General features: G+C 65.0%; 10 protein-coding genes. 4 read left to right on the forward strand and 6 right to left on the reverse strand.

Annotation, left to right across the window (positions count from 1 at the left end):
• Positions 1-196: 196 nt before the first annotated feature.
• From FHG66_RS20540 to FHG66_RS20555, 4 genes are all read right to left on the reverse strand, one after another.
• Positions 197-1159, reverse strand: a complete 963-nt coding sequence (locus FHG66_RS20540) for a pirin family protein (RefSeq protein ID WP_139079017.1) — start codon at positions 1157-1159, stop codon at positions 197-199.
• A gap of 63 nt (positions 1160-1222) precedes the next feature.
• Complete coding sequence (locus tag FHG66_RS20545) at positions 1223-2167, reverse strand: ring-cleaving dioxygenase (protein WP_139079018.1); 945 nt, start codon at positions 2165-2167, stop codon at positions 1223-1225.
• Positions 2168-2198: 31 nt separating this feature from the next.
• A complete protein-coding gene (locus FHG66_RS20550; protein WP_139079019.1) occupies positions 2199-2819 on the reverse strand; it encodes an alpha/beta hydrolase in 621 nt (206 codons plus the stop codon).
• A 90-nt stretch (positions 2820-2909) separates the two neighbouring features.
• Entirely contained in the window at positions 2910-3845 is a 936-nt protein-coding gene (locus FHG66_RS20555) for a ring-cleaving dioxygenase (RefSeq protein WP_139079020.1), read from the reverse strand.
• Between the two features lie 164 nt (positions 3846-4009).
• On the opposite strand from FHG66_RS20555, the gene FHG66_RS20560 reads away from it, so the two are divergent.
• From FHG66_RS20560 to bluB, 3 genes are all read left to right on the forward strand, one after another.
• Complete coding sequence (locus FHG66_RS20560; RefSeq protein WP_139079021.1) at positions 4010-4981, forward strand: LysR family transcriptional regulator; 972 nt, start codon at positions 4010-4012, stop codon at positions 4979-4981.
• A 97-nt stretch (positions 4982-5078) separates the two neighbouring features.
• Positions 5079-5633 (forward strand): NADPH-dependent FMN reductase, encoded by a 555-nt coding sequence (locus FHG66_RS20565; protein WP_139079022.1) that lies wholly within the window; start codon positions 5079-5081, stop codon positions 5631-5633.
• Positions 5634-6222: 589 nt separating this feature from the next.
• Positions 6223-6861: a 5,6-dimethylbenzimidazole synthase gene (gene bluB, locus FHG66_RS20570; protein WP_139079023.1), complete on the forward strand. Its 639-nt coding sequence runs from the start codon at positions 6223-6225 to the stop codon at positions 6859-6861.
• 166 nt (positions 6862-7027) lie between these two features.
• Here the strand turns inward: bluB and FHG66_RS20575 are convergent, their stop codons facing one another.
• Positions 7028-8665, reverse strand: a complete 1638-nt coding sequence (locus tag FHG66_RS20575) for a pectate lyase (RefSeq protein ID WP_139079024.1) — start codon at positions 8663-8665, stop codon at positions 7028-7030.
• A 268-nt stretch (positions 8666-8933) separates the two neighbouring features.
• Positions 8934-9971 (reverse strand): Gfo/Idh/MocA family protein, encoded by a 1038-nt coding sequence (locus tag FHG66_RS20580; RefSeq protein WP_281282982.1) that lies wholly within the window; start codon positions 9969-9971, stop codon positions 8934-8936.
• A 440-nt stretch (positions 9972-10411) separates the two neighbouring features.
• Here FHG66_RS20580 and FHG66_RS20585 point away from each other — a divergent pair.
• On the forward strand, positions 10412-10666 hold a 255-nt coding region (locus FHG66_RS20585), incomplete at its 3' end, for a TerC family protein (protein WP_425471771.1).

The following is a 10666-nucleotide window of genomic DNA, read 5'->3' on the forward strand; positions in this document are numbered from 1 at the left end:
AGCACCCGAAGGACATCCCCCGCTCAGAACCGAGCAGCCAGCCCTTGCCCTGTTAGAGAACAGTGTTCTTGGAGTACGCACAGAGTTCTCGGCCTCTGTCCGTCAATGGGTCAGCCTGTGCGTATCATGTGTAGGTAATGAGAGGTGGATCTGATCCTCGCTGCCTTTGCTAACTGGACAGGACCCGCCCCACCCATCATGGGTAGAGCACGCCGCCTGTGGCGCGCTGCGGAGCGTCCTGCCGGTCGGGGAGTGGGATGAACTCCGCCTCGTCCCCCGGGACGGTGTCGAAGCGGCCCCGCGCCCATTCCTCCTTGGCAGCCGCGATACGCTCGGGCCGAGAGGAGACGAAGTTCCACCAGATGTAACGCGGCCCCTCCATGGCGGCTCCTCCGAACAGCATAAACCGAGCGGCAGTGGCGGCCCGGACAGTGATGGGATCACCCGGGCGGAGCACGAGAAGTTGCCCCGGCTCGAAGCTGTCGCCGGCCACGTCGATGGTCCCCGAGATGGTGTAAAGCGCCCGCTCCTCGGTGCTGGGCTCGATGGGCAGGCGCGCGCCGGGCGCAAGCTGCACGTCGGCGTAGAGCGTGTCGGACGCCGTGACGAGGGGCGACGTCAGCCCGAACGCCTGCCCGGCGATCAGCCGGGCCTGGACACCGTCGGCATCGAGCAGGGGCAGTGCGTCGGCGCCATGGTGAAGGAACGCCGGGTCGTCCTCCTCCCGGTCGGCAGGCAAGGCCATCCAGGTCTGGATCCCGAAGAGCTTCTGGCCGTGGCGCTTGCGCTCCTCGGAGGTGCGCTCGGAATGCACGATGCCGCGTCCCGCCCGCATCCAGTTCACCGCGCCGGGCTGGATGGCCTGCTCGGTGCCTAGCGAGTCCCGGTGCAGGATCTCACCCTCGAAGAGGTAAGTGAGCGTGGCCAGGTTGATGTGCGGATGGGGCCGGACATCGATGCCCTGATCGGTCAGGAACTCCGCAGGTCCCATCTGGTCGAAGAAGATGAAGGGGCCGACCATCTGGCGCTTGGTGGAGGGCAGCGCCCGGCGGACGGTCATCTCGCCCAGGTCGACGGCGCGGGGCACGATCAGGGTCTCGATCGCGTCCGCAGTGGATCGGTCGCCCAGGACGGGGTCGGGACAGGGGCTCCAACTCATCGGCGGTCTCCAAGTGGATCAGGGTCGTCCAGATGCTGATTACTAGCGCTGCGGTCGAGCCGCTCAAAGCGGCTTTAGCCCGCGCTCGATTTGCTGGCGCCGGCTTTCCAGGAACGGCGGCAGCGAGAGGCTCTCGCCCAAGGTCTCGAGTGGCTCATCCGTGGCAAAGCCCGGTCCGTCGGTCGCGATCTCGAAGAGGATGCCGCCCGGCTCGCGGAAGTAGAGGCTGCGGAAGTAGAAGCGGTCCACCGGACCACTCGAGGGCAGCCGGATCGCATCGAGCCGCTCGGCCCAGGCCTGGTAGTCGGCATCCGGAATGCGGAAGGCCACATGATGCACGCTGCCGGCGCCGGGCTGCGCCACAGGCAGGTCCGGCTCCACGGCCACGTGAAGCTCGGCCGCGGGTCCACCCAGCCCCATCTCGTAGACGTAGCTGCCCGAGCCCTCGTTGCCCGGCGTGGCGTAGTCGCGGACCTGCCGCATGCCCAGCACGCGGGTGAGCACGAAGTCGGTCCCTTCCCGATCCGGCACGCTGATCGTGATCGGCCCCAGGCCGCGGACCTGATGCTCGGTTGGAACAGGGCTGCGGGCCCAGGGATGCGCCTCGCCCGCGCCACCGTCATCGATGAGGCTCAGGCGCTGGCCCTCGAAGTCCTCGAAGTCGAGCGTGAGGCGGCCGTCGCGGACGGTGATGTCGTCGTGGGTCACGCCCTCTGCCGTGAGACGCTGCTTCCACCAGCGCAGACTTGGCTCACCGGCCACGCGCAGTCCAGTGCGGGTGATGCTGTGGGTTCCACGACGTTCGGGCCCAACGGGCCAGTCGAAGAAGGTCATGTCCGATCCGGGCGTGGCCTCGCCGTCTGCATAGAAGAGGTGATAGGCGCTGGTGTCGTCCTGGTTCACCGTTTTCTTGACCAGGCGCATGCCGAGCACGCGCGTGTAGAAGTCGTGGTTGCGGGACGCCTCCGCGGTCACAGCCGTGAGGTGATGGATGCCGGTGAGTTCCATGTGATGATCCTTGAAGGCGGGCCCGAAGACCTCAGCGTTGATCGAGCCAGGCTTTGGTGAGGGTGAGGTCGGCTTGCGAGAGGTTATGCCCGGTGGGCAAGGTCCGGTGATCCACCACCGCCCCGGCCCGGCGAAGCGTCGCCGCGAGCCGGGCGGCCTTCTCGTCGGGCACGATGGGGTCCAGGGCTCCCGACAGGATCAGGACCGGGATGCCGGTCAGATCCGCCTCGGGTGCCTCGTTCAGTGGCACCATGGCTCGCAGAAGTACCGCTCCTGCAAGCGTCTCCGGCCGGAGTTGAAGCACGGCGGCGGCGATATTGGCCCCATTGGAGAAGCCGAGCGCGATGGGTGCAGGGAGCTTGTAGGCGTCCCGCGCCTCCTGGACGAAGTCGGCGAGTTCGTGAGCGCGGCGGATCAGGTCCTGCTCGTCGAACACGCCCTCGGCCAGACGCCGGAAGAAGCGCGGCCTGCCCCCCTCGATCACCCGGCCGCGCGGCGAAAGGAGCGCCGCACGCGGCGCGACAGCCTGCCCAAGGGGCAGCAGGTCGTGCTCGTCCCCGCCCGTGCCGTGCAGGAGCAGAAGGGGAGGTTGGCTGGGGTCAGTCGCAGGCACGAACTGATGCACGTGCGACAAGGTCGTGGATGTCGTCATGATGGCCTCGGCGGTCGTGGACCTGACTGGATCCGGGTGGAGTGGACCCTGTCCCACGGCGCGAGGCCGGCAAGACAGGGCAAAGGCATCTCAGTCCGCGAGGGCCGGCAGCACGGCCTCGATCTGCTGGCGCCGCGGCTCGTACCGGGGCGGCAGCTTCAGGGCGGTGCCAAGGGTGGCCAAGGGCTCGTCGGCCGTGAAGCCGGGACCATCGGTCGCGATTTCGAAGAGCACACCGCCCGGTTCCCGGAAGTAGAGCGAGCGGAAGTAGTTGCGGTCCTTCTGCTCGGTAGTGTGCAGGCCATGGTTCTGGGCCAACTTGCGTTGCATCGCGAACGCCGCCTCGTCGTCAGCCGCCCGGAAGGCGATATGGTGAACCGAGCCGCCGCCTTGGCGGGCCCGCAGGAACTCGCCCGCCTCGCGGATGTCGACGGTGCCGCCGACCTCGGTGCCCGCGGCCTTGAAGCGGACCGTGGTGCCTTCACGCCCGATTTCCTCGAAGCCGAACACATCCGTGAGGATGGCGCCGGTGGGCGCAGCCTCGCGCAGCAGCAGGCTGACGTTATGAATGCCGCGAATGGCAGCTTCGGTCGGGATCTCTCCGGTGCTCCAAGCGGGCTCGTTCTCAAGTCCCGGCAGGGCGACAAGGGCGACCCTCATGCCGTCAGGGTCCTTGAAGGCGAGCACCGTGTCCCCGAACCGCTTGGCCAGCTTCTCGTGCGCCACACCCTTCGAGAGCAGGCGGTGCGTCCAGAAGCCGATCGAGCCCTCCGGGACGCGGAACACCGTCTCCTGCGTCTCGCCAATGCCCAGGCGTCCCGGCGCGACATGCTCCCAGGGGAAGAAGGTGAGGATGGTGCCGGGGTCTGCCGCGCCGTTGCCGTAGTACAGGTGGTAGGTACCGGGGTCATCGAAGTTGACCGTCTTCTTGACGAGCCGCAGGCCCAAGGTGCCGGTGTAGAACTCTACGTTGCGCCGGGCCGGACCCGAGATCGCGGTGACATGGTGAAGACCGTTGCGGTTCATCTGCGTCCTCCATCGGGCCACCCGGCCCGGGTTCGTGATCCCTAGATAAGCAACGAAGAGCTGCAAGCTACGTCCTTTCGCTTGCACCTGTGCAAAGATGAGATTGCAGGGGCTGGGCTCGCTGTGCTTGGATCTGGGAAACTTACAAGGAGCGAAGCGGTCCCATGAGCCAGCCTTTCAAGCCGCTCGCCTGGGACGACTTCCGGCTGATCAAGGCGCTTGCGGATGCCGGAAGCATGGCCGGCGCAGCCGCGGCGCTTGGGATTAACCATTCCACGGTGTTCCGCCGGCTGGGGCAGATCGAGGAGGCCCTCGGGGCGCCCCTCTTCGAGCGTCACCGGAGCGGCTATGTTCTCACTCCAGCGGGCGAGGAGATGGTCAGCCTGGCGCAGCGCCTCGACGCCGACATCGTCGCCTTCACGCGCAAGATGGCCGGCCAGGAGATCAAGCCGGCGGGCGAGCTGCGGGTCACCACCAGCGACTCCCTCCTTCTTTATCTCCTCACGCCCATGTTCGCGAAGTTTCAGCAGGCCTGCCCGGACGTGCGCCTCGACATCGTCCTCGCGAACCAGGCGCTGAACCTGTCCAAGCGCGATGCGGATGTCGCCATTCGCGCGACCGACACACCCCCTGAAACCCTCGTGGGCCGCCGCGCGGCCCGGATCGCCTGGGCCTTATATGGTCGCAGGTCCGAGTTCCTCGGGGCTGAACCAGTGGATCAGGCCAGGCTTGCCGGCCAGAGGTGGGTGGGCTTGAGCGATCACCTGGCTGGCCTGAAGGTCGTGCAGGCCGAACGGCGGCTTCTCGCGCCAGAGCGGATCGTCTACAAACTCAATGGCGTGTTGGGCTTGGCGGAAGCCATCGAGGTCGGCATCGGCATTGGCCACCTTCCCTGCTTTGTCGGAGATGCACGGCCCGGCCTCGTGCGCCTCGAAGCTCCGCAACCCGACTTCGCCGTTGACCTTTGGCTTCTCACCCACCCCGACTTGCGCCAATCTGCGCGAGTCCGGGTCTTTCTGGACTTCATGGCTGCGGAGATCAGGGCACAAAGGGATCTGGTCGAAGGTGTCGTGGAGGATGGACCCGCTGAGGTACAGGTCAGCGGCGAGCTTTCAGCCAAGCCAGTTGAGATCTAGGAGTCGGTCATCCGTCGAGTATCGATCATCATGACCAGACCGGGCGGATCGGGACCGCGCTCCGGTGCAATGACCCTTCGCCGTACAGGACAAGCATATGACATCACTCATCGGGATCTCCGGCAGCCTGCGCCAAGGCTCCTTCAACACGGCGCTTCTGAGGGCGGCCCGTGACCTCCTGCCGGACGGAACGACCCTTGAGGTCCGGTCCATTGCCGAGATCCCGCTCTACAATGGCGACCTCGAACAGCGCGACGGCGTCCCTGCCGCGGTGACCACGCTCAAGGAAGCCATTGCGGCTGCGGATGGGCTCCTCATCGCCACGCCAGAGTACAACAATTCCATTCCCGGCGTCCTGAAGAACACGATTGACTGGCTGTCCCGCCCAGCCTCCGACATTCCGCGCGTGTTTGGAGCCAAGCCCGTGGCTCTGATAGGCGCCTCGCCTGGTCCATTCGGCACCGTACTGGGCCAGAATGCTTGGCTGCCTGTGTTCAAGACCTTGGGCGCCCAGCTCTGGAGCGGTGAGCGGCTTCTCGTGTCGCGGGCGCGCGAGGCGATCGGGGAGGATGGCTCGCTCACCGACGAAAAGATCCGGGCACGGCTCCGCGTCTTCCTACAAGGCTTCAGCACGTTCGCCCAAGCCTCTTGACCACGCCGACATCGGACGACCGACGTGTCAGTCGGACTGGTGGCCGACTGTCGCGATCGTCAAAGAGGGCGCCCCGGCCGTGGTGTCTCTGCTGCGTCCTGCAGAGCCCACGACCCACATGTAAAGTTTACCAAGTCTCCCAAGTTCCGGCTCGCTTTGGGCGCGCAGGACTGCCTCCACGTCCGCCACCATGCCCCAAGGCGTCCGTTATGACCTGACTTGAGGGGGTGAGGATTGTGGGTCACCGGGTGAACCCTTTGGGCTTCACTGGCTCTCTTGGCTGACAGACACCTGGCCAAGATCTATGTCTCCGCGAGGGGATCGCCAGACGAACAGTCTCGGCCGCATCGGTCACCTCGTGCGAGAGCTGGGGAGGACTTGTCTCACAGTGCTCGTACGGTGGTCGACTCATTGGTGGGGGCCTGCGCGGCTGGTTCCATACGGGTCTGGTAGATGCTCGACGTGCCGGTGCCATTTGGTCCGGCAAGCACGATCATGGTGCCGCGGCAGGCGCTTTTGCATACTGCCTTCCTCTGCAGCGGTGTAGGACTCCCTGTAACGCCCTGAACGGACCTGGACGCCTGTTGCCATGCCTGCCCCCATCTTCGGACCTGAGTTCCAGTCGGCGTTGCTCGACCTCTTCGTCTGGCGCCGTGACGTCCGGCGGTTCCGACGGGAGGCGCTGCCCGAGGGAACTCTGGACCGCCTGATCAAGACGGCCTGCCTGTCCCCGTCCGTTGGCCTGAGCCAGCCGTGGCGCTTCGTCACGGTCGACAGCGTGGAGCGGCGCCAAGCCATTCGCGCCAACTTCGAAGCGTGCAATACCGCAGCACTTGCCGAGCAGCCCAACGACAGACAACACCGCTACGCCCGCCTGAAGCTCGCCGGGCTCGAGGACGCGCCGTGCCATCTTGCGGTGTTTGCCGATCGTGACACCCAGCAGGGTCATGGCTTGGGGCGCCAGACCATGCCGGAGATGGTCGAGTACTCGGCCGTGATCGCGATCCACACCCTTTGGCTGGCGGCCCGCGCCGAGGGCATCGGCTTGGGCTGGGTGTCGATCCTCGAGCCGCAGCAGGTCAGGGCTATCCTAGACGTTCCGGCGAGCTGGATCTTTCTGGGATATTTGTGCCTCGGCTACCCGGATGCCGAGGACACCAATCCGGAGCTGGAGCGCGAAGGCTGGGAGACACGTCGGTCGGCGTCCAGCGTAGTCGTGAGACGTTGAAACCTTCCACCAAGCAACTGGCTCGCGTCTGTACGGTCATGCGGAGGGGGGTGCCTATGATGAAGCTTCTCCTCACCGCTCTGGCGCTTGCCTTGATGGGACATGACCATGGGTCCGGGGCCCAGGCAGACCTCGCGGCTTTGCGCGCCGCGAGGTCGTGCAGCGATCAGGATCCGGTCTGGTCCAGGTGGCGGATCAGCACGCCCATGTTCTCGATGTAGGCCGAGGTCGATATGCCGGTCACCGGCGTCTCCGTGAGGAAGGGCGAGGTGTCGTACGCGTCGCCAACCCGCGTGCCGGCGAAGTCACCCTCGGACGGCGCCGCCGGCGGCTCGCCGAGATAGGGGTTGCTGGTGGCAATCAACTCCGTGGGCCAGTAGCCCTCCCCGTTGAGGGAGCTGATTAAATCCGAGACCTGGGCCGTATCGACCTCTTCGGTCGGCTCGCGCTCGCTCGCGTTCAGGTCCGAGACGTCGATCTCGCCAAGGGTGAAGAACTCGGGCAGGACCACCTCGTTCTCGGGGTTGAGTGGCGAGTTGGCGGTGATTTCCTCGGGCGGGGTGTTCATCAGCCGCTCGTAGCGGGCGCGCATCTCATCGAGATCGATCTCGCGGAGGCCGGAGTAGTGGCCAAGCAGGTTCTCCCGGCTGTAATCCCAGTAGTACTCGCCGCTCACGGCGTTCGATCCACGGCGGTGGACGTAGATCGGACGGTCCGTCCCGATCTCGACGAAGGTCGGGAACTGGCGGCCGTCCTGCCACTGGTCTTCGGGCAGGCGCACGCGTTCGAGCCAGTCGAGCCCTTCGTCGACGCGGGCCAGGTAGCGCGTGTCGCCAGTCAACTCGTAGAAGTCCATGAGCTTGGTGAGCGCGCTGGCGGACGTGTGGGTCGCGAGCGCCAGCGGCTCGTAGGAGCGGGCCGCCACCGGCTCGAGGCTGGCGTCGTACTGGAGCGAGAAGCCGGGCTGGTCTGGGCCTTGCTGGAGCAGGAGGAACGCATCCATCCCGCGATGGATCGCCGGGAGCACGTCGGCGCGGCCGAGCGTCTGCCAGGCCATGATGAGCGTTTCCATGTTCTCCGCCGCGACGTCGTCGTTCAGGGTGGGATAGGCGGTGTAGTCGCCCTCCCAGAGCTGGTTCTCCGGGTAGCGCTGCGGCCAGGTGCCCATCGGCTGCTGGCTCGCGAGGACGAGGTCGATCGCCTTGTCCACGGAGGGACGGAAGGTCGGGTCGAGCTTCTCGAGATAGACCCGCAGGAGGAACTGGGTCGCCTCGGCGGTGCCAGCGTCGTCGAACGTGGCGTTCCCCCAGTTGTGGTGAAACTCCTCAAGCCGCCAGCCCGCCTTGCCGATCGTGTCGTACCAGCGCTGGAGCGAGGCAGGGCCTGCGAAGTCGAACACGTAGTTCCAGCCACCCTCATCCGTCTGACCCCAGATGAGCGCGCCGGCGGTCTCCTTGGCGGCCTCGTAATAGAACTCGTCACCCGTGGCGTGGTAGGCATCAAGAAAGAGATGTCCCATGGTCGCAGTCCCGGGCGGTTGGACCCACACCATGGTGTCATAGGCCTCCATCTCGCCCCAGCGCTTGGACATGTCGGGCAGATAGGACCAGACGTAGCCGCCATTCACGGCCACCTCGTCGACCATGAAGTGCGTGGCTTCGCTCATTGCGTTCAAGACCTCCTGACGGGAGATCTCCAGAGCTTCGCCTTGGGTGGAGTCCTGGGCGTGTCCCGACAGCGGGGTGAGACCGAAAGCGAGGGCCAAGGCCGAAACAGTGCTATACGCAAGGATTGTAGATCTCATCGACTTTCTCCTGCTTTGCCTGACGGCACTGCCGCCGAGGATGTTCAGCTCTCTGGAAGAGTTACGGAAAGAGAAACGATCATAACGGCTTACCCACATCTTTCATGCACGGCCAACTTCGAGTTCGGAGCCGCAGAACGAGCGCCATGCTAACCAATGTTGCGGGCCAGCCGATCATCTCTTCGGATCACGAGTATGGACGGCCAGAACTCCAAAGGAACCAAAACCTCATTCATCTGCACTGCCACCAAGCAAGGCGCGGGGACTCTCAGGAGACGGGGACAGTACCTCCGGAGTGTCCAGCTTCGATCAGCGCGTCGATGAGGCGGTGCACTTTCAAGGCTTCGCGACCCGTCACTTGGGGCGGGCAACCCTGATCGAGCGCGTCGAGAAAGTTCTCGATAAGGCTGCGATGCCAGTCGTGCGGGAATGCCATTGGATCGGCACCAGTTCCTCCTGCCGTCGCTGTGGGGCGGACGTTCTCCTTGCGCCCGTCGTGGAAGGCGACCTCGAGGCTCGCTCCCTCAAGCGTTGCCGTCCCATGGCGGCACACAATGCGGATGCGTTCGAGAAAGCCGGGATATGCGGCCGTGGTGGCGTTCACAGTCCCGAGCGCTCCACTCTCGTAGCGCAACGCCGCCATAACAACGTCTTCCGTTTCCATCTGATGCACCGGCGACGTCATGGCGTAGCCACGAACCTCGGCAACCGGTCCGACAAGGCTCTGCATCAAGTCGAGCGTATGGATGCCCTGCGAGATCAGAACGCCACCGCCGTCACGGGCAAAGGACCCACGGCCTGGCTCGTCGTAATAGCTTTGCGGTCGCCAAAGGTCGATCGTTGTGGAACAGCTGACGATCTCACCAAGTCCGTCCTCGCGCAGCAACTCGGCAAGCCGGAGGCCTGCCGGCCTGAACCGGTGCTGCAAAACGATCCCGAGCGTCACACTGTTCTGTTCGCAGATCTCGACGAGCCGGGTGGCGCGCTGAGTGGTGATCTCGACCGGCTTTTCAAGGAGAATGTGCTTCCCGCCTTCGGCGCACAACTGAACGATGTCGAGATGCGTGTTGGCAGGCGTCAGCACGATGACAGCTTCGACGCTCCTGTCCGTGACGATGGTGTCGAGATCGTCGCATAAGGGAAACGGGAACTGGGCTGCGAAGGCTTCGCGCCGCGCAGCGGTAGGGCTGAAGGCATACGCCACTTCGACGCGTTCCTGGAGGTCAATAAGGCTGCGAGCGTGCGGTGTTACGGCCATACCTAGGCCGATGAGTGCGATCCGCCGTCTTTCCACTTGCAACCTCATATTTTGGAAGGGTTTGAATTCTGCACTTCAACTGGTGTTTTTGAAGGGACCGGCCAGGACCGGCCCCTATTGCGCTGCCCTTATCTTCTTCGGGCATACGATCGAGATCGCTTGGCTCAAAGCCAAGAAGAGCACCATGTGACCCAGACCAAGAGCCGCTCCTTGAACTCATCAGGCAATCTTGTTTGGCAAGTTATCGAAAGGGCCGCGGTGAGCCGTCCTGAGAAGGTTGGCAGCCACCCTGGCGCGCTGGAGCCGCGTTCCTCTGACCACTTCCCACCTGATCAGACTGCCACTGTGCTCCATTAGCCCACCCGGAAGAGCTCGGGACGTTCGCGGGGCACCTTCTCGAAGGTCACCGCAGTGCGCCCGGGATGCTTTCGTATCCGCTCTTCTGCCAAGTCCGGTGCTCGGGCCCGTAGCGCTTCCACCAAGCCGACATGCTCCTCAAGCTTCAGGTCATCACGATCGACCTCGTGCTGGCGGGCGACAACGCCATCGTCATCGGGCTGGCGGCGGCCGGTCTGCCCAAGGACCAGCGCAACCGCGCCATCCTGGTGGGCATCGCCGCGGCAACCGTGCTACGCATCTTCTTCGCCCTGATCACCACCCAGCTTCTGGCCGTCACCGGTCTCCTGCTCGCCGGGGGCATCCTGCTTCTCTGGGTGTGCTGGAAGATGTGGCGTGAGCTCCGC

Origin of the sequence: Rubellimicrobium rubrum (genome assembly GCF_006152115.1) — a bacterium.
Classification (GTDB): domain Bacteria; phylum Pseudomonadota; class Alphaproteobacteria; order Rhodobacterales; family Rhodobacteraceae; genus Rubellimicrobium; species Rubellimicrobium rubrum.

What these genes read in the sequence shown, in the direction of transcription:
- FHG66_RS20540 (WP_139079017.1), bottom strand. Translation starts at nt 1,159, where the DNA reads ATGAGTTGGAGCCCCTGTCCCGACCCCGTCCTGGGCGACCGATCCACT.
- FHG66_RS20545 (WP_139079018.1), bottom strand. Translation starts at nt 2,167, where the DNA reads ATGGAACTCACCGGCATCCATCACCTCACGGCTGTGACCGCGGAGGCG.
- FHG66_RS20550 (WP_139079019.1), bottom strand. Translation starts at nt 2,819, where the DNA reads ATGACGACATCCACGACCTTGTCGCACGTGCATCAGTTCGTGCCTGCG.
- FHG66_RS20555 (WP_139079020.1), bottom strand. Translation starts at nt 3,845, where the DNA reads ATGAACCGCAACGGTCTTCACCATGTCACCGCGATCTCGGGTCCGGCC.
- FHG66_RS20560 (WP_139079021.1), top strand. Translation starts at nt 4,010, where the DNA reads ATGAGCCAGCCTTTCAAGCCGCTCGCCTGGGACGACTTCCGGCTGATC.
- FHG66_RS20565 (WP_139079022.1), top strand. Translation starts at nt 5,079, where the DNA reads ATGACATCACTCATCGGGATCTCCGGCAGCCTGCGCCAAGGCTCCTTC.
- bluB (WP_139079023.1), top strand. Translation starts at nt 6,223, where the DNA reads ATGCCTGCCCCCATCTTCGGACCTGAGTTCCAGTCGGCGTTGCTCGAC.
- FHG66_RS20575 (WP_139079024.1), bottom strand. Translation starts at nt 8,665, where the DNA reads ATGAGATCTACAATCCTTGCGTATAGCACTGTTTCGGCCTTGGCCCTC.
- FHG66_RS20580 (WP_281282982.1), bottom strand. Translation starts at nt 9,971, where the DNA reads ATGAGGTTGCAAGTGGAAAGACGGCGGATCGCACTCATCGGCCTAGGT.